Here is a 22,083-nt window from a genome sequence, read left to right as displayed (position 1 = left end):
GTTCTCCTGCATCAATGCGCGCTCGCCGAACGATCCAGCGCCGCCCACAAAGGTTGAACGGCCTGGGCGAGTTGCGTCCACAGCCGGTAGGCATCGTCGAGGCGGGCATGACGCGTCGCGTCCGGCGTGTGCGTGCGCTGCACGCGGCACGCGCAGGCGGCGGCATCGGCGAGCGATGCATACACGCCCACGCTCACGCCCGCACACAGCGCCGCGCCGAGTGCGCTGGCTTCCTGGCTTTCGGGAATATCGACGGCGACGCCAAGCGCATCGGCGAACAACTGCGCGAGCAACGGACTTGACGAGCCTCCGCCCGTCAGCCCGGCGCGCGTGGCGGGAAATGCGCTGGTCAGCGCCTCGACATGCCAGCGATGGTTGAACACCATGCCTTCGAGCACCGCGCGCGCCAGATGCGCCCGGCGATGCCACGAGCGCACGCCAAAGAACGATGCGCTTGCCGGCTCCTCGAAGGGCGAGCCGAACAGGAACGGATGGAACATGACCGAACTCGGTTCACTGAACGCCGCTTCCACTTCCTCGCCGATCAAATCGAACAGCGAACAGCCGCGCCGCGCGGCTTCCTGCGCCTCGTGCTGGAAGAGTTCGCGCGTGGCCCAGTCGACATTGCTCGACGATGCCGGCGAGATCGACATGTTCATCCACTGACCCGGACGCGTGCCGTTGCGGCACGCCCAGCGGGCATCGATGCGGGGTTGATCGGAAAGGATCTCGTTGATGCTGAAGGTGCCCGCCGTGATCGAGAGCACACCGGGCTCGGTATTGCCCATGCCCACCGCGCTCGATGTGACGTCGTGCAGCCCGCACGCGACCGGCGTTCCTTCCGTCAGGCCTGTTTGCGCGGCGGCGAGCGCGCTGACCCGCCCGGCCTGCGCGGCGGACGGCACGATCTCCGGCAACGCGCCGCGTACCGCTTCGAGCCCGTAGAGCGCGAGGACATCGTCGTGATAGGTCTGTGAGCGCACTTCCGTGAACGACGAACTGGCCTCGGTCGGGTCCGTCGCGGGAACGCCGGTCAGGCAGAGCCGCAGCCAGTCCTTGCAGAACAGCACATGGCCGATGCGCGCGAACCGCTCGGGCTCGTTCAACTGAATCCACTTGAGCAAACTGACGGCGGCGTAGGGATAAGGCTGCTGCCCCGTCAACGTGAGCGCTGCATCGAGCACGCCTGCCTCGCGCCACTGTTCGCGCACACCCAACGCGAGCCTATCTATCGACACCAAGCCCGGCCCGAGCGGTGCGCCCGCGGCGTCAGCGAGATAGAGACCGTCGCCGTGACCCGTCACGCCGACCGCCGTGATCGAGGCTTCCGGCATTTGCGCCACCGCATCGCGGATCGCGCCGCATGCGGCCAGCCAGGTGTCATTCATGTCGCGCTCGACATGCCGCGCGTGCGGCTGGCGCTGTTCCACACGCCGGCTGCCGGTGGCCAGCGCGCGCCCGGCGGTGTCGAAGATGACCGCCTTGGTGGCCGTCGAACCACTGTCGACGCCCAGCAGATACGTCTCCATCGTGTCTCCGAATGTTTTTTATTGCATCGCAGCAGGGCCTGTCCGGTCTCTTCCGCCACGACGTTCATCTAGGGTTACTGCCGATGTTAATCGAGGTTGCACGCGAATATCGTGAGCGAACTGAAAAAAATTTCATCGCGTGGAAAAAATATCACTCCACGCACAACGGAGAGCACATGACGAAGTCCGTCGAAAGGCGCGATGGAGACGAAAGCCTGGCGATCCGCGCGGCGTGGCTGCATTACGTCGCCGGTCAGACGCAGGCGGACGTCGCGGCGCGCCTCGGTGTGAGCAGTGTCAAAGCACACCGGCTGATCATGCGCGCCAACCAGAGCGGCGCGGTGAAGTTCTCCATCGACGGCGATGTGGCGGAATGCGTGGGACTCGAGGCTGAACTGGCGCAGCGTTATGGTCTGAGCTATTGCGAGGTGGTGCCGGACCTGAACGAAGACGAACTGCCGCTGCGCGCGCTCGGCGTCGCGGGCGCGCAGTTCCTGCAACGCGAAATCATGGCGTGCCAGGACGGCGTGATCGGTATCGGGCATGGCCGCACGCTGGCGGCGGTCGTCGCGAGCATGCCGCGCATGGACGCGGGCACGGTGCGCTTCGTGTCGCTGCTCGGCGGCGTGACGCGCAAGTACACCGCCAATCCTTATGACGTGATTCATCGGCTGGCCGAACAGACCGGCGCGGTGTCCTATGTGATGCCGCTGCCGTTCTTCGCGAACACCGCAGAAGATCGCGAAGTGCTGATGTCGCAGCGCGGCGTGCGCGAGGTCTTCGATCTCGCCGCGCACGCGGACCTGATGGTGGTCGGCATCGGCACGGCGAATGCGGAGGCGCAACTGGTGGCGTCGCAAATGATCGAGCCTGCCGAAATCAACGAAGTACACGAGCGCGGCGGACGCGGCGAATTGCTGGGGCATTTCTTCAGCGCGGCGGGCGAGTCCGTCGAAACGTCGCTGGCCGCGCGCACGGTCGCGCCCGCGCTCGCCGATGTCAAGGGCAGGCGCATCGTCGCGATTGCGGGCGGCACGTCGAAGATCGCGGCGATCCGCGCGGTGCTCAACAGCGGCCTGCTGAGCGGACTGATTACCGACGAAGCCTCCGCGCTCGCACTGCGCGAAGACTCCGACGACGCGGAGCAAGGGTGATGAACGGCGACCTTCTGATCGGCATCGATGCGGGCACCTCGGTCATCAAGGCCGTGGCCTTCGACCTGACGGGACGGCAGATTGCCGTCGCGTCCGTGCCGAACCGCTATGCGACGAGCGCCGACGGCGCCGCGACGCAATCGCTCGATCAGACCTGGTCCGACTGCGCACAAACGCTGCGCGATCTCGGTACGAAGATCGACGGACTGGCGCAGCGCACGCTGGCGCTGGCCGTCACGGGACAAGGCGACGGCACCTGGCTGGTCGGCGCGGACAACCGTCCGGCGGGCGATGCCTGGCTCTGGCTCGACGCACGCGCCGCCGCCACGGTGCGACGCTTGCAGGAAGCGCCTGCCAGCTGGGCGCGCTTCGAAGCGACGGGCACCGGCCTCGCATCGTGCAGCCAGGGCGCGCAGATCGCCCACATGGCCGCGACGACGCCCGAGGTATTGAAGCGCACCGAAGTCGCGCTGCACTGCAAGGACTGGCTGTACCTGAAGCTGACCGACGTGCGCGCCACCGATCCTTCGGAAGCGAGCTTCACGTATGGCAACTTCCGCACGCGCCGCTACGACGACACCGTGATCGACGCACTCGGCCTCTCGACGTTCCGGCGCTTGTTGCCCGACATCGTCGACGGCACTGAAACCACGCATCCGCTCTCGGCCGAAGCTGCGGCGGCGACGGGCCTCGCCGAGGGCACGCCCGTGTGCCTGGGCTTCGTCGATATCGTGCTGACCGCGCTCGGCGCGGGCATCCACACGGAAGGCGCGGCGGGCGCGAGCTGCTCGATCGTCGGCTCGACGGGCATGCACATGCGCGCGATGCGCAATGAAGACGTGCAACTGAACGCCGAAGGCACCGGTTATGTGATCGCGTTGCCGCTGCCGGGCATGTCGGCGCAGGTGCAGTCGAACATGGCGGCGACGCTGAATGTGGACTGGGTGCTGAACCTCGCGTCGGACCTGCTGCAACAGTTCGGCACGCGCCTGTCGCATGCGGACCGGATGAAGTGCATCGACGGCTGGCTGCACTCGGGCCGTCCGGGTGCGCTCCTGTATCACCCCTATATCTCCGATGCCGGCGAGCGCGGCCCGTTCGTGGATCCGAACGCGCGCGCGGACTTCATCGGCCTGACGAGCGAGAGCCGCTATCCCGACCTGTTCCGCGCGGTCGTCGAAGGGCTCGGCATGGCGGCGCGCGACTGTTATCTCTCGATGGGCGTGCCGATGCCCGAAGAACTGCGCCTCACCGGCGGCGCAACCCGTTCGCGTGCGCTGCGCGACGTGCTCGGCGCGGTGGTCGGTGCGCCGACGCGCATCTCCACACGCGACGAAGCCGGCGCGGCCGGCGCCGCGATGATGGCGGCCGTGGCGCTCGGCGTGTATCCGGACATGGAGGCGTGCATCGCCGAATGGGTGACGCCGCTGCTCGGCCAGCCCGAGACGCCTGACGCCGACCTCATGCAGTTGTACGCGCGCCTCTTTCCGGCCTACCGGCAGGCGCGTCAGGCGCTGGTGCCCACGTGGGACGAAACCGCGCGGCTGCTGAAAGCGCGGCAGCGGCCCGAGACGCTGCCCGCGAGCCTGAACTAACGTCGAACATGGAACGCTGAGATGAGCAACAACGACATGGTGGACCTGTGTGTCATCGGCGGCGGCATCAACGGCGCGGGCATCGCGCGCGATGCGGCGGGTCGCGGGCTGTCGGTGATCCTGTGCGAGAAGGACGATCTGGCGCAAGGCACGTCGTCGCGCTCCGGCAAGCTGGTGCATGGCGGACTGCGTTATCTCGAGTACTACGAGTTCCGGCTCGTGCGCGAGGCGTTGATCGAACGTGAAGTGCTGCTCAACGCCGCGCCGCACATTATCTGGCCGCTGCGCTTCGTGCTGCCGCACAGTCCCGGCGACCGTCCCGCGTGGCTCGTGCGCACCGGGCTGTTTCTCTATGACCATCTCGGCGGCCGCAAGAAGCTGCCGGGCACGCGTTCGCTGGACCTGCACCGCATGCCCGAAGGCGCGCCGATCAAGGACGAGTATCGCCGTGCGTTCGAGTATTCGGACTGCTGGGTCGACGACGCGCGCCTCGTCGTGCTCAACGCGGTCGATGCCGCGCAGCGCGGCGCGCAAGTGCTGACGCGCACGGCGTGCGTGGCGGCGCGGCGCGAGAACGGCGCGTGGCGGGTCGAACTGCGCGATACGCGCAACGGCTCGACGCGCACCATCACCGCGCGGGCGCTGGTCAACGCGGCGGGACCGTGGGTCTCGGACGTGATCGGCCGCGCGAATGCGACATCCACGCGCAAGGTGCGGCTCGTCAAGGGCAGCCATATCGTCACGCCGAAGTTCTGGGACGGTCCGCATTCGTATCTGGTGCAGAACCACGACAAGCGAGTGATCTTCATCAACGCCTATGAAGGCGACAAGGCGCTGATCGGCACCACGGATGTGCCCTGGGATGGCGCGCCGGAAAGCGTGCAGATTTCGAGTGAGGAAATCGACTATCTGCTGTCGGCGGTGAACCGCTATTTCAAGCATCCGCTGCGTCGCCAGGACATCGTGCAGACCTTCTCGGGCGTGCGTCCGCTTTACGACGACGGCAAGGGCAACCCGTCCGCCGTCACGCGCGACTATGTATTCGATCTCGACGACAGCGGCGGTGCGCCCTTGCTGAATGTGTTCGGCGGCAAGATCACGACCTTCCGCAAGCTCGCCGAACATGCGCTGCAAAAGCTCCAGCCGGCCTTCCCGAAGATGGGCGCCGACTGGACCGCGTCCGCAACGCTGCCCGGCGGCGATATCGAAGGCGCGGACGTGCCGCGCTTCATGGCCTCGTTGCAGGCGGCGCACGACTGGTTGCCGCGCCCGCTTACGCGCTACTACACGCAGACCTACGGCTCGCTGACGTCGGAAGTGCTGAACGGCGCGACCTCGCTCGCGGGCTTGGGCGAGCAGTTCGGGCCGAACTTCTACGAAGCCGAAGCGCGTTACCTGATGGCGCACGAATGGGCCGCGACGGCGGAAGACATGCTCACGCGCCGCACCAAGCACGGATTGCACATGAGCGCGGCGCAGAAAACCGCTTTCGAAACCTGGCTCGATGGCCTGATGCGCAAATCCGCCTGAACGTTACGAGACGAACATGCCCTTTACGCTTTCACTGAACACGAATCCGCTGGTGAACCGCTTCGCCGAGCCGGCGGATCTCATCGACAGCATCGCGCACGAGATGAAGATCCGCGACGTGCAGCTGACGCACGAGTTCATCAATCCGTCGTGGCCGGCGGCGGTCACGCGCCGGCTGACACGCGAGATGCGCGCCGCGATGAACCGCACCGGCGTGCGCATCACCTCGGGCATGACGGGCCCGTACGGGCGGCTGAATCACTTCGGTCACCCGGATGCCGACGTGCGCCGCTATTACATCGACTGGTTCAAGACCTTCGCGGACATCACGGCGGATCTGGGCGGCGAGTCCATCGGTACGCAGTTCGCGATCTTCACGTACCGCGATTTCGACGATGCACAGCGCCGCGAAGCGCTCATTCAAACGGCTATCGACTGCTGGGCCGAAGTGGCCGAGCACGCGAAGGCGGCGGGCCTGAAGTACGTGTTCTGGGAACCGATGTCGATCGGCCGCGAGTTCGGCGAGACCATCGACGCCTGCATGACGCTGCAACAACGTTTGAGCGCCGCGAACATGGCCGTGCCGATGTGGATGATGGCGGACATCGATCACGGCGACGTCACCAGCTCCAATCCTGACGACTTCGATCCCTATGCATGGGCCCGCGCGGTGCCGCCCGTTTCGCCGATCATCCACATCAAGCAGTCGCTGCTGGACAAGGGCGGGCACCGGCCGTTCACCGCCGAGCACAATGCGCGCGGCCGTATTCAACCGGAACCGCTGATCGAGGCGCTGCACGCGGGCGGCGGCCGCGACAACGAGATCTGCCTGGAACTGTCGTTCAAGGAACGCGAGCCGACCGACCGGCAAGTGGTCGCGCAGATCGCGGAATCGGTGGCGTTCTGGGCGCCGCATTTCGATACTGGCGTCGCCAGTCTTCACATCTGAGGAACCGGCCATGTCAGGCACGATGACACAGAAGTTGATCAACGACGGCAACGCGGCCGTCGATGAAATGCTCGAAGGCGTCATGGCCGCGCACGGTGATCTTCTGACCCGCAGCGAGCAGGCGCCGCGCGCGATCATCGCGCGTCACGGGCCGCGTGAAGGCAAGGTGGCGTTGATTATCGGCGGCGGTTCGGGTCACGAGCCGACCTTTCTCGGCTTCGTCGGCAAAGGTCTCGCCGATGCCGCCGTGATCGGCAACGTGTTCGCCTCGCCGCCGCCGCAACCGGCCGTGGATGCGGCGCTCGCCGCGCACGGCGGCGCGGGCGTGCTGTTCATGTACGGCAACTACGCTGGCGATGTCATGAACTTCGACATGGCCACCGAGATGCTCGAACTCGAAGGCGTCGAGGCGCGCACGGTGCTGACCACCGACGACATCGCGTCCGCGCCGCGCGACAAGCGCGAGACGCGCCGGGGCGTGGCGGGCAACGTGTTCATCTTCAAGGCAGCAGGCGCGGCGGCGGACCTGATGCTGCCGCTCGACGAAGTGGAACGCGTCGCGCGCCATGCGAACGCCCGCACCTACACGCTGGGCGTCGCGCTCGCGCCGTGTTCGCTGCCGCAGACGCGCCAGCCCAACTTCGAGATCGGCATCGGCGAGATGGAAATCGGCATGGGCATTCACGGTGAGCCAGGCATGCGCCGCGAAAGCCTGCGTTCCGCCGACGCCATCACCGACGAAATCATGGACGCCATCCTCGCGGAGATGAGCGCGGCCCAGGGCGATCGCGTCGCGGTGCTGGTGAACTCGCTTGGCTCCACACCGCTGATGGAGTTGTACATCCTCAACCGGCGCGTGTCGCAACGCCTGAAGGACGCGGGCCTCGTCGTGCATCGCACGCTGGTGGGGCCGTTGTGTACGTCGCTGGAAATGGCGGGTGCGTCGATCACCGTGATGCATCTCGACGACGAATTGCAACGCCTGATCGATCATCCGTGCGAGTGCGCGATGTTCCAGCAGAGGCCCGCATGATGCCCGCGCTGACCACCACCGACATTGCCCAACTGTTCCGCGAACTGGCGAGCACGATCGCCGCCGCCCGCGACGAACTCTGCCGCCTCGACGGCGTGATCGGCGATGCGGATCACGGCATTGCGATGGAGCAGGGCTTCACGGCGGCATCAAAGGCTATCGATGCGCTGCCGCCCGAGGCCACGCTCGCGGATCAATGGAACGCGGCGGCGAAGGGTTTCCTGAATGCGGTGGGCGCATCGTCGGGGCCGCTGTACGCGACCGCCTTCATGCGCGCCGCGAAGGCAGCGGGTGCGCGCACCGAATTGCCGCTCGCCGAGGCGCCCGGCCTGATCGTCGCGATGGCTGAAGGCATCCAGTCGCGCGGCAAGGCCGAAACCGGCGAGAAGACCATGGTGGACGTGTGGGCGCCCGCCGCAGCAAATGCATCGCAAGGCACGGCGGACGGCTTGCGCGTGCGCGACATCATGCAGCGCGTGCGCGAAGCCGCGACGCAGGGCGCCGAAGCCACCAAGACCATGGTCGCCACCAAGGGACGCTCCGCGCGCCTCGGCGAACGCAGTCTGGGTCATATCGACCCGGGCGCGGCGTCGGCGTCGATGGTGCTGGCGGTCATCGCCGCCGACTGGAGCAAGCGTGACGCCGAATAAACGGGCTGCATGCCAGCCACTTTGTGATTCCTTCGAGACGGAGGTGTGTCGATGAATGCAGTCGCTTCAACCAAGAGGCCGTCCACGCGCGGCATGCGTATCGCGATCGAAGGGGTCGTGGTGCTCGCTGTGCTGGTCGCGATGGCGATGAGCACGAAGGTCGTGAAGATCGGTTCGGGTCCGGATGCGACGAGCAAGGAGTTCGAGCCGGCCGCCTACGGCGCGAAACAGTTTCCGAAAACGCAGGCTGCAATCTCGAAGCGCGCCGTCGATGCCGCGACGCTCGCCGCCGCCATCGCCAAGGATCAGGACGCGGCGGGCAAGCAGTATGGCATTGCGGGCGGCGGCATTGGACCGGAGATGTCGGTGAAGTTCACCGGCGTCGCGGGCAACGACGACTCGGGCATCTATGACGTGAAGGTGCCCGGCCTGCCGGATACGCTCAAGATCCGCGTGCAGACCGGCCCGGCGATCAACGGCACCGACCTGCGCGACGCCACCGGCGACATCAGCTTCGGCCAGTTCACGAACCAGATCGACTATCAGAACGCGGGCTATGCGATCAACGCGGAGATGAAGAAGCAGGTCCTGTCGAAAGTGGACACGGCCAAGCTGTCCGGCAAGACCATCGACGTTACCGGCGTGTTCCAGCTCGTCAATCCGAACGGCTGGCTCGTGACTCCCGTGAAACTGGATGTGAAATGAGCACCGCCACTTCAACCCCAACCGGCACGCCGGGCGCGGCGAAGGACAGCGTGCTGCTGTCGGCGCGCGACATCGTCAAGTCCTACGGCGGCGTGCATGCGCTCAAGGGCGTGAACTTCGAGATTCATCGCGGCAAGGTCACGACGCTGTTCGGCGAGAACGGCGCGGGCAAGTCGACGCTGATGAAGATCCTGTCCGGCGTCGAGAAGCCGACCTCGGGCGAGATCGAACTCGATGGCGCACCGGTCGCGTTCACGTCCTCCACCGATGCCCGCAACCACGGCATCTCGATCATTCACCAGGAGCTGAGTCTCGCGCCCAACCTGAGCGTGCGCGACAACATCTTCATGGGCCGCGAGATTCGCACGCGCACCGGCGTGAACTTCGCGGAGGAAGCGCGCCAGACGCGCGCGCTGATGCAGGAACTCGAAGAAGACGTCGATCCAATGACGCTCATCCGCGACCTGCGCCTCGGCCAGCAGCAAGTGGTCGAGATTGCACGCGCGCTGTCGGTGGACTCGCGCATCCTGATCATGGACGAGCCGACGTCGGCGCTGAGCGCGTCGGAAGTCGAAGTGCTGTTCAAGGTGATCCGCGATCTGACGAGCCGGGGCGTGTCCATCGTCTACATCTCGCATCATCTGGAAGAGGCCTTGCAGGTCACGGACTACGCCGTTGTGCTGCGCGATGGCCGCATCACCGCGACCGCCGAGCGCAAGGACATCGACCTCGGCTGGATCGTGCGCAACATGGTCGGCGAGAACTTCGACCTCGGTTCGCCGCCGACGGGCTATGCGTTCGGCGAAGTCGCGCTCGATATCGACGAAGTCAGCGTCGCCGATGAATCCGGCTCCGGCGTTTCGGTTGTCGATCATCTTTCGCTTCAAGTGCGCGCGGGCGAGATCGTGTGCATCTACGGACTGATGGGCGCGGGCCGCACCGAACTGCTCGAAGCCGTGGCCGGGCGCAAGCGCCTGCCCGTCACCGGCGGCACGATCCGGCTCGAAGGCGAGAACCTCGCGGGCCTGAGCATCGCGCAGCGCATCGGCCGGGGGCTCGTGCTCGTGCCCGAAGACCGTCAGCGCGACGGCCTCGTGCCGACCATGAGCGTCGGCTCCAATCTGTCGCTTGCCAGCATTCGCAGCTTTGTGAAGGGCGTACTGATGTCGCCGCCCGCCGAGCGCGAACTGGTCGGCGAGTCGATTCGCAACGTGCATGTGAAGACCTCGGGCGCGGGCGCCTCCATCCGTTCGCTTTCGGGCGGCAACCAGCAGAAGGTGGTGATCGGCAAGATGCTCGCGACCGGCCCGAAGGTGATCCTGCTCGACGAGCCGAGCCGGGGCATCGATATCGGCGCGAAGGCCGAAGTGTTCCGCCTGCTCGCCGAGAACGCGAAGAAGGGCCTCGCGGTCGTGTATTCGACGTCCGAAGTGGGCGAATGCCTGAGCGTCGCGCATCGCATCATCGTCATGCGGCGCGGCAAGATTTCCGCGGAATTCGGCCCCGATGCCGACAAGGACGACATCATGGCCGCCTCCGGCGAAGCCGTGGTGGCCTGAACGCAGCACAAGGAGACATTCACATGAACGACGCCGCCAAGACCTCCAGATCGACTCACTCCGCATCGAACGGAGAAGGGTTCGATCTCGGCCGCATGCTGCTCGAAGGACGCGCGTTCTTTGCGCTGATCGCGATCATCATCATCTTTTCATTTCTTTCGCCGAATTATTTCGCATTGGAAAACTTCCTGACAATGGCCTCGCACGTGGCCATCTACGGAATCCTGGCGATCGGCATGTTGCTCGTCATCATCAACGGCGGCATCGACCTTTCGGTGGGCTCGACGCTCGGCCTGTCCGGCGTCGTCGCCGGCTTCTTCATGCAGGGCGTCACGCTGAACCTGTTCGGCGTGGTGCTGTATCCGTCGGTCTGGGTGGTCGTCGTGCTGTGCTGTCTGCTGGGCGCGTTCATCGGCCTGGTGAACGGCATTCTGATTGCGCGCTTCAAGGTGCCCGCGTTCGTCGCGACGCTCGGTGTGATGTACGTCGTGCGCGGCTTCGCGCTGCTGATGACCAACGGCCTGACTTACAACAACCTCGGCGGCCAGGCGGACCTCGGCAACACCGGCTTCGACTATCTCGGCTTCGACCGCCTGTTCCACGTGCCCGTGGGCGTGCTGATCCTCGCCGTCATCGCGATCCTCGGCAGCATCGCGCTCAACCGCTCCGCGTTCGGCCGCTGGCTCTACGCGTCGGGCGGCAATGACCGCGCCGCCGAGTTGTCCGGCGTGCCCGTCAAGCGCGTGCTCATCAGCGTGTACATGCTGTCGGGCGTCTGCGCGGCCATCGCCGGGCTGATCCTCTCGTCGCAACTGACGTCCGCCGGCCCGACTGCCGGCACCACGTACGAACTCACGGCCATTGCGGCAGTGGTGATCGGCGGGGCGTCGCTGATGGGCGGCACCGGCAACATCCGCGGCACGCTGCTCGGCGCGTTCGTGATCGGCTTCCTGTCCGATGGCCTCGTGATCATCGGCATCTCGTCTTACTGGCAGACGGTCTTCACCGGCGCGGTCATCGTCCTCGCGGTGTTGCTCAACGCCATTCAGTATCGCCGCCGCGTCAAGCGTCCCACGCCGGGCGGCGGCCAGCTGGCTTCTCCGCAAGGCGGCAGCAAGGCATGAGCGGTACGTCCGCGAGAAGTATCACGTAGTTCTGCATCCACAACTGACTCTGGAGAGAGACATGAACATGAAGAAGAAAACACTGCTCCTCGCCGCCGTTGCGCTGGCTACCCCGCTGTTCGCCGCGCAGGCTCAGGCGGCAGGCGGACTCATCAGCATCATCGTCAACGATCCGGCCAATCCGTACTGGCTCGCCGAAGGCAACATTGCGGCCGCCGAAGCGAAGAAGCTCGGCTATACCGCGAACGTCTCGGCATCGAAGGGCGATACGAATACCGAAAGCCAGCAGATCGACACGGCCATCACCAACAAGTCGGTGGCCATCATTCTCGATCCGGCCAACGCGAGCGGCTCGGTGGGCGCCGTGAAGAAGGCGGTTGCCGCGAACATCCCGGTGTTCCTCGTCAACGCGGAAATCAACCAGACCGGTCTTGCGAAGGCGCAGCTCGTCTCGAACAACGCGCAAGGCGCGGCGCTCGGCGCGCAGCAATGGACCAAGGACGTCGGCTCGAAGGGCAACTACGTTGAACTGCTCGGCGCGCCGTCCGACAACAACGCCGCGACGCGTTCCAACGGCTACAAGTCGGTGCTGTCGCAGTATCCGGATCTGAAGATGGTCGGCTCGCAAGTGGCGAACTGGGACCGCACGCAAGGCTTCAACGCGACGCAGAGCCTGATGCAGGCACATCCGGATGTGATCGGCATCATCAGCGGCAACGACGAAATGGCGCTCGGCGCCATCGCGGCGCTCAAGCAGTCGGGCAAGCTGAAGAGCGTCAAGGTGGGCGGCTTCGATGGCTCGCCCGCCGCCGTGGAAGCGGTCAAGGCCGGCGATCTGCAATACACGGTGCTGCAACCGGTGGCGGAATTCTCGGCAAAGGCGGTGCAGGAAGCCGACCAGTTCCTGAAGACCGGCAAGACGGGCGCAGCGAGCGAGAAGCAACTGTTCGACTGCGTGCTGATCACGAAGGCGAACGTGTCGAAATACACCGCGCCGTTCGTGCTCTCGAAGTGAGTTGACGGTTTCGGCCCGCGTCGAAGAGGGCGTGGGCCGCTCGATGAGACTTTCTGATCGGCCAGGAAATCATGTCTGAATCTTTGTTCTGGGTCGGCACGAGCTGGAAGATGAACAAGACTCTCTCGGAAGCGAGCGCTTTCGCCGAGGGCCTGCTCGCCAGTCATGACGACCCGCGTATCCAGTGCTTCGTGATCCCGCCTTTCACGGCGATTCGCGAAGTGAAGTCGATCCTCGCCGAGACCAACGTCAAGGTCGGTGCACAGAACATGCACTGGGCCGAGCGCGGCGCGTGGACCGGCGAGATATCGCCGTTGATGCTGGTGGATTGCGGCATGGATCTGGTCGAACTCGGCCATTCCGAGCGGCGCGAGCACTTCGGCGAAACCGATGACACCGTCGGCCGCAAGGTCGAAGCCGCTGTGCGCCATGGGCTGACGCCGCTGATCTGCGTCGGCGAAACGCTCGCGGACCGCAACGGCGGACGCGCGCAAGAGGTGCTGGCCGCCGAGGTGCGCGGTGCGCTCGCGCGGCTCACGCCGGAGCAGCAAGCGGCGCCGGTGCTGTTTGCTTATGAGCCCGTGTGGGCGATCGGCGAGAACGGCATTCCGGCCAGCCCGGATTATGCCGATGCACGCCAGGCCGAAATCAGCCGCGTGGCGGAAGAGATGCTCGGCCGTCGCGTGCCCTGTCTCTATGGCGGTTCGGTGAATCCGGACAACTGCGCGGAACTCGCCGCGTGCCCGAATGTGGATGGCCTGTTCATCGGGCGTTCGGCATGGCACGTCGAGGGCTATCTGGACATTCTCAAGCGCGTGGCAGCGGTGCTGTGACGACCGATGCGGCTGCTCATTCAAACATCAAGGAGTTCATCATGAAGGTTGCCATTGGCGGAGACAGCGCCGGCGTTGGTCTGGCGCGCGTGCTGGCGGACTATCTGAAAGACCGCTACGAAGTCTTCGAGGTATCGAACAACGAGAAGAACCCCGGCGAGTTCTATGCCGACCTGTCAGACCGCGTCGCGTCCGGCGTGGTCAGCGGCGAATATGACCGCGCCATTCTGGTGTGCGGCACGGGCATCGGCGTCAGCATCTCGGCGAACAAGGTGCCGGGCATACGCGCGGCGCTGTGTCACGACACCTATTCGGCCGAGCGCGCGGCGCTTTCGAACAACGCGCAGATCATCACGATGGGTTCGCGCGTGATCGGTCCGGAAGTGGCCAAGACCATCGCTGACGCCTTCTTGGCGAACACTTTCGACGAGAACGGCCGCAGTGCGGGCAATGTGAAGGCCATCGATCAGGTGGATGCGAAGTACCACCGCTAGCGTCGTGACGACAGGCGCAACGCGCCTGTCGCGGTAAGTCTCTGTTTCATTCCTGTCAGGTATCGGCCGACACCCAATCGGTATTGGACGCTGCGCGCGCGGCTCGCCTAATCTGGGCCGGCTGAAAAAAAGCGTCACTGACAATCAACGGAGACAACCATGCGTCGAATCGACGTTCAACACCTGTGCGATCAGGCGCGCTTGCGCCCCTTCCATTTTCTGCTGCTGTTCTGGTGCGCGCTCATCATCATCTTCGACGGCTATGACCTCGCGGTGGTCGGCATTGCGCTGCCGTCGATCATGCGGGACATGGGCGTGCAACCGGCAAGCGCCGGCTTCATGGTGAGCTCCGCGCTGCTCGGCATGATGCTTGGCGCGGTGTTGCTGGGATCGTTCGCGGACCGGATCGGCCGCGTGCGCGCCATCGTTATCTGTCTGCTGCTGTTCAGTCTCTTCACGGCTGCCGCCGGCTTCACCCGCGATCCCGTGACGTTCAGCGTCGCGCGTTTTCTCGCCGGGCTTGGCATTGGCGGCGTGATGCCGAACGTCGTCGCGCAGATGACCGAATACGCGCCGCGCAGGATGCGCAACACCCTGGTCACGCTGATGTTCAGCGGCTACTCGGTGGGCGGCATGCTCGCGGCGCTGGTGGGCAAGGCCATGATCGAGCAACACGGCTGGCAGTCGGTGTTTCTGGCGGCGGGCCTGCCGGCGTTGCTCGCGCCGGTGATCTGGAAGTACATGCCGGAGTCGGCGGCCTTTCTCGTGCGCAGCCAGCGGACCCAGGGCTTGAAAAAGATCCTGTCCGCCGTCGATCCTGCTTACGTCCCGCGCGATACCGATACGTTCTCGCCGGGCGGCACCGGCATCAAGGCGGGCTCTCCGCTCAGGCAACTGTTCGTGGACGGCCGCGGGCTCAACACGGTCCTGCTGTGGATTGCCTTCTTCATGTGTCTGTTCATGGTCTATGCGCTGAGTTCGTGGCTCACGAAGCTGATGGCGGGCGCGGGTCATTCGCTGGGCTCGGCGCTCACGTTCGTGCTCGTGCTGAACTTCGGCGCGATGATTGGCGCAATCGGCGGAGGCTGGCTGGCGGATCGTGTCGACATCCGCTACGTCCTGATTGCGATGTACGGGCTCGCCGCGCTGTCCATCAGTCTGCTGGGCGTGCGGATGCCCGTCGAAATGCTGTTCCTGCTGGTGGGTCTTGCCGGTGCATCGACGATCGGCACGCAGATCGTCACCTATGCCTTCGCCGGACAGATGTACCCGGCGGCCGCGCGTTCGACGGGCATCGGCTGGGCTTCCGGCGTGGGTCGCAGCGGCGCAATCCTGGCGCCGGTGCTGATCGGGTTGCTGGTGAGCGCAGCGCTGCCGCTGCAACAGAACTTCATCGCCATCGCCGTTCCGGGCGTCATCGCAATGCTGGCCATGTGCCTCGTCAGGTCACGTCGCGCGCCTCGACCGGACGCGGGTCATGCCGTCGCGACTGCTGATCCCGCTTAGTCCGTGGGCCCCTCCGGCATAATGGACCGTCCAGTCCAAACGAACGTCGGAGAAGTCGATGCTGCTGTCTGAACAAAACATCCTGGTGACCGGTGGCGCGCGGGGGCTCGGTGCGGCCATCACGGAAGCGCTGGCTCGCGAAGGCGCGGGCGTCGTCATCAACTATCGGCAGAGCGAGGCGCAGGCGCACGCGCTGGCCGAGCGCCTCGGGCCGCGCGTGGTGGCCGTGCAGGGCGACGTCACCGACGCCGCTTCGGTCGCCCGCCTGTTCGACGAAGCCAACGTCAGGACCGGCCGGCACATCCATGCGGTGGTGAACAACGCGCTCGCCGATTTCAGCTTCGACGGCGACGCGCGCCCGAAGCTCGGCGATATCGAATGGACGCGTTTCCAGCAGCAGATCGAGGGCGCGGTCAAGGGCGCGCTGAACACGATCCAGGCCGCGCTGCCTGCGATGCGCGCGGCGGGCTTCGGCCGCATCGTGAATGTCGGGACCAACCTGTTCCAGAATCCGGTCGTGCCTTATCACGACTACACCGCGGCCAAGGCGGCGCTGCTGGCGCTGACGAGAACCGCATCGAACGATCTCGGGCCGGACGGCATCACGGTGAACATGGTGTCGGGCGGCCTGCTGCGCACCACCGATGCCAGCAGCGCGACCCCCGAAGCGGTCTTCGACATGGTCGCGGGCTTCACGCCGCTGCGCCGCGTCACGACGCCCGCCGAATTCGCCGATGCGGTCCTGTTCTTCCTGTCGCCGTGGGCGCGCTCGGTGACGGGACAGAACCTCGTCGTCGATGGCGGTCTGGTCAAGGGCTGAGCCAGACCGCGCACGCCTGTCGCCTATTGTCTATAGCTTCGCGTAGATCGAACTGCCGAGGGTGAGTGTCGAGTCGTTGCCTGGCGCGAAGCGGATCTCGTACAGATCGCGGCCGAAGTTGCCGGGCACCTTGACCGACATGAAGCCGCGATCGTCCTGCAGCGGCACGATGAGCTGATAGCGCAGATCCTCGTTGCCATACAGCACGTAGCCCGGCAGTTCCGGCAGGCTCGTGAGGAAGGCCGGCTCGTTGCCGAGCACGACGATGGGCACGGCGGAAGGCGCATCGTTCGTCAGCGTCCATTGCGTGCCGAGGCGCTGTTGCCAGGTGGCGTCGAGCGCGGCGAGCGGCGCCAGCTGCTGACCGAGCGGCAGCGTGAGAAACGCATAGCCCGCGCCGGGCACCACGCGCTTCATCAGATAGCGGAAGTTGTACGGATTGCCGCCGCTGTCGGTTCCTGTCACCACGGTGAATTGATAGGACGAGGGATCGGTGCTGTTCGCCCACCAGCCGTCGCTGCGATACTGATACGCGCCGAGCGGCTTCCATACGCGCGTCTTCCCGTTCCACTGATTCAACTGCACGCTGCCGTCCGCGTTCGCGATGACTTGCAGCGGCGAGTCGGAGTTGCCGTAGATGCCTCCGGCCGCAGAGATATTCGGCCCCGACGAAACCGGCGCCACCGTGGTGCCCACCTTGGGCGGCAGTGTCGCGATGGAGCCGTCTTCCTTCAGCGCGGATAGCACCAGCGCTTCCGCGATACCCCGCGCGTCATAACCCGAGTTGCCGGTGATCAGCAGGGCCAGCTGCGCTTTCGGCACGACGAAGAACTCGGTCGAGTAGTACGCGGTGCCGCCGTCCTTTTCCCAGCCGAGCACGCCCGCGGCGCCCAATGCCGGTTGCTGCACCGAATCCCAGCCGAGACCCCAGTGGAAATCGGGCGCGGGGTTGATCGTGAGGGTCAAGGTCTGGTCCATGCCCATCTCCGCGATACCCGCCGCCGACACCACGCGCGTCCCCTGGAACACGCCGCCGCCGAGGAACATCTGCGCGAGATTCATCATGTCGGCGGGCGTGGAGCTGAGGCCGCCGGTAGCATATGCATTGACGAATTCCTGATACTGCGTGCCGTTCACGAAGGGATAAGAGAAGGTGCCGCTGGAAGGCACGCTCGTCAGATAACTGGAGTTCGTCATCTTGAGCGGCGTGAGGATGTTCGTCTGCACGAAATCCGCGAAGCTCTGCCCGCTGAGCGCCAGCACGAGTTGTTCGACCATCGTGAAGCCGTCGTTGCAATACACCGCCAGTTCGCCCGGCAGATGTTTCAGGTGCGTGTTCGCGAGTTCCGCCTGGGTGTCGGCTGCGTAGCCCGCAACCGGCGCGAACGTGAACAGGTTGCGGCCGTTCGTTCCGGGAAATCCCGACGAGTGCGACAGCAGATGCCGCGTGGTGATCTGCGCGAACTCCGGCGAGAGCATCGTGAAGGTCGGCAGATACTGGACGATCGGGGTATCGAGCGTGAGGCGTCCGCGGTCCTGCAGGATCGCCGCCGACAGCGCAGCGAACAGCTTGCTCACCGAGCCGATGTTGAAACGCGTCTGCGTCGTCGCGGCGGTCTTCGCCGGCACCGACGACACGCCGAAAGCCTGCTGCCAGAACACATTATTGCCCTTGAGCATGGCGACGGAGATGCCCGCCACCGGTTCTTCCGGATCGTTGATGGCCTGCTGGATCATCTGCTGGCCCATCGCGACGGTCTGCGGATAGGACGAGTGATCGTCGTCGCTACTGCCGCAGCCGGGCAGCACGGTGGCGAGCAGGCCGGCGCCGGTCATGCCGAGAAAGTGGCGGCGCTGGAGGCGAACGGGGGCTGGGTTGATGCGCTTGATGTCGGACACGGCAGTTCCTCTCACAGGGCGGAGAAGTGCGGTTGGGATGGCAACGTGCGCTGCGTGACCTGGGAGAAGCCTGATGCCCGGCCGGAGCCGGTAGACGGGACATCGCCATTGCTGTGTTGCTTGTTGATCGTGCGCAATGCGACGGACGTTGCCGCTCGAGCGAGCAGGCAACGTCCGGTCCCTTCGATGACGCGCTTCTTAAGTCACTGCCGAGAAATATACGTTAGGAATGGAAATGGTGGTAGGCAAATGAGGGCCTCGGCTGCCAGTGCCGCGTTACCTGCACTCCGCCTGATACCACTGGTCCACCAGACGCTGGGCCTGATGCAGGTCGTCCGGGTAATACGGGTCGAAGAACAGCGAGGGGTTGTAGCCCGCTTCTTCGAGAGCGGCCAGTTCGCTGTCGTTGCGCGCGCGCGTGGGCGGCGCATGGTTTCTGATTGCGGTGAGATCGACGCATTGTTGGGGGCTCAGGTGCCGGCCATCGGCGCCGGTGCCGTATCGTCCAGCCGGTGTGATACAGCCGGACAGGGCGACGGCGAGCGCACCGATCGTTATGTGTAGTCGTGTTCCTGACAGATTCATGGTGGTCTCCGCTGATTGCGCTGCCGGCAGTATGAACGATGGCCGCGCGGCCGGCAGGCGCGGCGCACGCCGGCATCGCTCTCAGGACGGATTGGCGTCAGGCTTGCCTGGCTCGTCAGACTTGGCTTGCTCGTCCTCGACTTCGACCGGCGCCTCCGGTTCCAGGGCTCTGGCGGCATGGATTGCATCGTCCTTTTTTGCCGTGACGACCACGAAGGTATGGTCTTCCCGAGGGATTTCTGCTTTCCAGCCGGGCTTTGCAGGGCTCACTTTCACGTCTTTGCTCATGTCCGGCTCCCGTGTACGTTGATACAAACGCCGAGCATCGGGAGTGCCTGCCCCGTTCGTCACGCAGGAATGATGCGTTCGCGCTTCAGGCGGTCGAACAGGTCGAAGAACGCATCGGGCGTGCTCTGATAGTCGAGGAACCCGAGCTTGCGGCTCTTCGACATGTCGGTCAGCACTTCCATCGGACGGCCGAGGTCGGCGTCCGTGTGCCACCAGGAAACCAGCCGGTCGATATCCTGTTCGGCCAGCGCATGCCGCGCCGCAATATCTGTCCACTGGGCGCGCGCCTGCTGCATGCGGCTGTCGAGCGGACGCGTCTCGCCGTCGAACGGCGCCGGCTCGATGCCGAAATACCCGGCGATGCGCGCCCACATCCAGTTCCAGCGGAACACGTCGCCGTTGACGACGTTGAACGCCTCGTTGCGGGCCTGAGCGGACGTCGCGGCCCATTCGAGCTGCCGGGCGAGCAGACGCGCGTCGGTCATGTCAGTGAGCCCGTTCCATTGCGCGGCCGAGCCGGGGAACACGAAAGGCGCGCCGGTTTCCTTGCACAGCGTGGCGTAGACGGCGAGCGTGACGCCCATGTTCATCGCGTTGCCGACCGCATAGCCGATGATCGTATGCGGCCGATGCACGCTCCAGCCGAAGCCGTAGCGGCTCGCGGCGTCGAAGAGACGGTCTTCCTGCTCGTAATAGAAGTTGTCGACGGGCTGCCGGCCCTGTTCCTCGCGGAACGGCGTCGTGGGCACGTTGCCCTGCGCATACGCTTCGAACGGACCGAGATAGTGCTTCAGGCCGGTGACGAGCGCGGCATGCGACAGCGCGCCGCCCGGGCCGAGCGCCGCGAGCACGTTCTCGACCATCGCGCCGTTGACGCGGATGTTCTCGGCTTCGGTCGCCTGACGCGCCCATGCGGTGAAGAAGACATGGCTGAACTGTCGTCCCTTCAGCGCGTCCGCGACGGACGTGGCCGACGTGAGATCGGCCGTGATCGATTCCATGCCGGCGGGAACGGGCGTCCGCCCGCGCGACAGCCCGGCAATCGTCCAGTCGCCGCGCGCGTGAAGGTGTTCGGCGAGGTTGCGTCCGACAATACCGGTGCCGCCGATGATCAGTGCTCGTTTGTCCATTGCTTCTCTTTGTGTTCGGGTGGGGGAATGCGGAATCGCATCAGTGTGCCGCCTCGCCGGGAAACCTGCTGACATCGCTTGCCGCGCCGCTAACTGACCTTGGAACCCAAAAAACCGCTTGCAATGTATTTTGATTGAGTATCATCGGAATACATTGAAGCCCGAAAGAGATACAGAGAAAGCGGGTTTCCACTCCTCAACCGCAGGCACGCACTACAAGGAGCAGTCAATGAGCGACACGCTGCATGCGCCGGGCGACGTAGCGCAAGCGCAGATGATCGAGGACCGGACCTACCGCAAGGTCACGCTGCGCCTGATTCCGTTCCTGATCCTCTGTTATGTTGCGGCCTATCTGGACCGCGTGAACATCGGCTTCGCGAAACTCCAGATGCTGAGCGACCTCCAGTTCAGCGAAACCATCTACGGCCTGGGCGCGGGCGTGTTCTTCATCGGCTACTTCCTCTTCGAGGTGCCGAGCAACCTGATGATGCAGCGCGTCGGCGCGAAGGCCTGGATCGCCCGCATCATGGTGACCTGGGCGCTCATTTCCGGCGCCTTCTTCTTCGTGCAGACGCCCACCCAGTTCTATGTGCTGCGCTTCCTGCTCGGATCGGCCGAAGCGGGCTTCTATCCCGGCATCGTGCTCTATCTGATGCAGTGGTATCCGGCGCGCCGCCGCTCGCACGTGCTGGCCATCTTCATGGTGGGCATTCCGCTGGCGGGCATCATCGGCGGGCCGCTTTCCGGCTGGATTCTCGAATCGTTCAACGGCTCGCACGGACATCCTGGCTGGCGCTGGCTGTTTCTGATCGAGGCGCTACCTTCGCTCGTGCTGGGCATCGCGGCGTTCTTCTACCTGGAGAACCGTCCGGACAAGGCGAAGTGGCTGACGCGCGAGGAAGCCGCGATCATCGCGAACGCGCTCGACTCGGTGCCGCCCAAGCACACGCGCATTTCGCAGACGGTCGGCCAGGTGTTCCGCGACCCGCGCATGCTGCTGATGGCGCTGATCTACTTCTGCGTGATCATGGGCCAGTACGGCCTGACCTTCTGGATGCCGACGCTCATCAAGGCGTCCGGCGTGTCGGGCGCGCTGCATATCGGCGTGCTGTCAGCGATTCCGTTCATCTTCGGCGCGATCGCCATGGTCTCCTGCGGTCGCAATTCGGACCGTACCGGCGAGCGCCGCTGGCATCTGATCGTGCCGATGCTGGTCGGCGCGCTGGGTTATGCCGTCACGGCTGGCGCGGGATCGAATGTGCCGCTCGCATTGCTCGGCCTTTCGCTGGCGGCGGCGGGCGTGCTGACGCCAGGACCGCTCTTCTGGGCGCTGCCGTCCGCGATTCTAGCCGGCACGGGCGCGGCAGCGGGCATCGCGGCGATCAACGCGTTTGCAGGTCTCGCGGGCTTTGTCAGTCCTTATCTGATCGGCTGGCTGCGCGATCTCACGCATACCTCCGTGATCGCGATGTACGTGTCAGCGGGCGTGCTGGTCGTCGGCGCCGCGATGATCCTGCTAATACCCGCCAGGCTCGTGAATCGCTGATTGTTTCCAATCTCGCAGTAGGGAACCGGCATGCCGCCACGCGCGCATGCCGGTTTTTTTTCGCCCTCGGCAGTGTGCATTTGTATTTCTTCGTGTTAGTTTATGTATTCATAGAAAGAGTATAGAAATACATCAAGGA

The 22,083-nt window shown here is 65.1% G+C and carries 20 protein-coding genes; 15 read left to right on the top strand and 5 right to left on the bottom strand.

All coding sequences use genetic code 11. The features are described from left to right. Positions 1–11 precede the first annotated feature (11 nt). Positions 12–1,529 carry an FGGY-family carbohydrate kinase gene (locus QCE88_RS21840; protein ID WP_309906022.1) on the bottom strand — a complete coding sequence of 506 codons (1,518 nt, stop codon included), beginning with the start codon at positions 1,527–1,529 and terminating at the stop codon, positions 12–14. A 176-nt stretch (positions 1,530–1,705) separates the two neighbouring features. Between QCE88_RS21840 and QCE88_RS21835 the strand changes: the two genes are divergently transcribed. From QCE88_RS21835 to QCE88_RS21770, 14 genes are all read left to right on the top strand, one after another. Beyond that, positions 1,706–2,683 (top strand): sugar-binding transcriptional regulator, encoded by a 978-nt coding sequence (locus QCE88_RS21835; RefSeq protein WP_309906020.1) that lies wholly within the window; start codon positions 1,706–1,708, stop codon positions 2,681–2,683. Next, positions 2,683–4,278 (top strand): FGGY-family carbohydrate kinase, encoded by a 1,596-nt coding sequence (locus tag QCE88_RS21830; RefSeq protein ID WP_309906018.1) that lies wholly within the window; start codon positions 2,683–2,685, stop codon positions 4,276–4,278. Before QCE88_RS21835 ends, QCE88_RS21830 begins: the two co-directional genes overlap by 1 nt. A 21-nt stretch (positions 4,279–4,299) precedes the next feature. Beyond that, positions 4,300–5,808 (top strand): glycerol-3-phosphate dehydrogenase, encoded by a 1,509-nt coding sequence (locus tag QCE88_RS21825; protein ID WP_309906016.1) that lies wholly within the window; start codon positions 4,300–4,302, stop codon positions 5,806–5,808. A gap of 16 nt (positions 5,809–5,824) precedes the next feature. Beyond that, on the top strand, positions 5,825–6,757 hold the full coding sequence (locus QCE88_RS21820) for a TIM barrel protein (protein WP_309906014.1): 933 nt from the start codon (positions 5,825–5,827) through the stop codon (positions 6,755–6,757). A gap of 10 nt (positions 6,758–6,767) precedes the next feature. Further along, a complete protein-coding gene (locus QCE88_RS21815) occupies positions 6,768–7,790 on the top strand; it encodes a dihydroxyacetone kinase subunit DhaK (RefSeq protein WP_309906012.1) in 1,023 nt (340 codons plus the stop codon). Further along, positions 7,787–8,440: a dihydroxyacetone kinase subunit DhaL gene (gene dhaL / locus QCE88_RS21810; RefSeq protein ID WP_309906010.1), complete on the top strand. Its 654-nt coding sequence runs from the start codon at positions 7,787–7,789 to the stop codon at positions 8,438–8,440. The genes QCE88_RS21815 and dhaL overlap by 4 nt, the downstream gene beginning before the upstream one ends. 51 nt (positions 8,441–8,491) lie before the next feature. Further along, positions 8,492–9,145 carry a DUF2291 domain-containing protein gene (locus QCE88_RS21805; RefSeq protein ID WP_309906008.1) on the top strand — a complete coding sequence of 218 codons (654 nt, stop codon included), beginning with the start codon at positions 8,492–8,494 and terminating at the stop codon, positions 9,143–9,145. Further along, a complete protein-coding gene (locus QCE88_RS21800; RefSeq protein ID WP_309906006.1) occupies positions 9,142–10,704 on the top strand; it encodes a sugar ABC transporter ATP-binding protein in 1,563 nt (520 codons plus the stop codon). The genes QCE88_RS21805 and QCE88_RS21800 overlap by 4 nt, the downstream gene beginning before the upstream one ends. Positions 10,705–10,727: 23 nt before the next feature. After that, positions 10,728–11,828 (top strand): ABC transporter permease, encoded by a 1,101-nt coding sequence (locus QCE88_RS21795; RefSeq protein ID WP_309906004.1) that lies wholly within the window; start codon positions 10,728–10,730, stop codon positions 11,826–11,828. Positions 11,829–11,889: 61 nt separating this feature from the next. Further along, complete coding sequence (locus QCE88_RS21790) at positions 11,890–12,843, top strand: D-ribose ABC transporter substrate-binding protein (RefSeq protein WP_309906003.1); 954 nt, start codon at positions 11,890–11,892, stop codon at positions 12,841–12,843. A gap of 71 nt (positions 12,844–12,914) precedes the next feature. After that, complete coding sequence (locus QCE88_RS21785) at positions 12,915–13,676, top strand: triose-phosphate isomerase (protein ID WP_309906001.1); 762 nt, start codon at positions 12,915–12,917, stop codon at positions 13,674–13,676. Positions 13,677–13,717: 41 nt separating this feature from the next. Beyond that, entirely contained in the window at positions 13,718–14,170 is a 453-nt protein-coding gene (locus QCE88_RS21780; RefSeq protein WP_309905999.1) for an RpiB/LacA/LacB family sugar-phosphate isomerase, read from the top strand. A gap of 159 nt (positions 14,171–14,329) precedes the next feature. Next, entirely contained in the window at positions 14,330–15,676 is a 1,347-nt protein-coding gene (locus tag QCE88_RS21775) for an MFS transporter (RefSeq protein ID WP_309905997.1), read from the top strand. Between the two features lie 58 nt (positions 15,677–15,734). Then, positions 15,735–16,496, top strand: coding sequence for a 3-oxoacyl-ACP reductase (locus QCE88_RS21770; protein WP_309905995.1), 762 nt, complete (start codon positions 15,735–15,737; stop codon positions 16,494–16,496). A 30-nt stretch (positions 16,497–16,526) separates the two neighbouring features. Here QCE88_RS21770 and QCE88_RS21765 read toward each other — a convergent pair whose 3' ends face one another. The 4 genes from QCE88_RS21765 to QCE88_RS21750 form a co-directional block, all read right to left on the bottom strand. Next, entirely contained in the window at positions 16,527–18,332 is a 1,806-nt protein-coding gene (locus QCE88_RS21765) for a serine hydrolase domain-containing protein (RefSeq protein ID WP_309906556.1), read from the bottom strand. Positions 18,333–18,671: 339 nt separating this feature from the next. Further along, on the bottom strand, positions 18,672–18,980 hold the full coding sequence (locus QCE88_RS21760; protein WP_309905993.1) for a DUF4148 domain-containing protein: 309 nt from the start codon (positions 18,978–18,980) through the stop codon (positions 18,672–18,674). 81 nt (positions 18,981–19,061) lie between these two features. Further along, on the bottom strand, positions 19,062–19,268 hold the full coding sequence (locus QCE88_RS21755) for a hypothetical protein (protein WP_309905991.1): 207 nt from the start codon (positions 19,266–19,268) through the stop codon (positions 19,062–19,064). Positions 19,269–19,327: 59 nt separating this feature from the next. Next, positions 19,328–20,398 carry an SDR family oxidoreductase gene (locus QCE88_RS21750; protein ID WP_309905989.1) on the bottom strand — a complete coding sequence of 357 codons (1,071 nt, stop codon included), beginning with the start codon at positions 20,396–20,398 and terminating at the stop codon, positions 19,328–19,330. Positions 20,399–20,627: 229 nt separating this feature from the next. Between QCE88_RS21750 and QCE88_RS21745 the strand changes: the two genes are divergently transcribed. Next, entirely contained in the window at positions 20,628–21,944 is a 1,317-nt protein-coding gene (locus tag QCE88_RS21745; protein ID WP_309905987.1) for an MFS transporter, read from the top strand. Positions 21,945–22,083: the final 139 nt, after the last annotated feature.

This window comes from Caballeronia sp. LZ035, assembly GCF_031451175.1.
Taxonomy (GTDB): domain Bacteria; phylum Pseudomonadota; class Gammaproteobacteria; order Burkholderiales; family Burkholderiaceae; genus Caballeronia.
The sequence above is the reverse complement of the archived record's forward strand: the minus strand, read 5'-3'. Positions and strand labels throughout refer to the sequence as shown.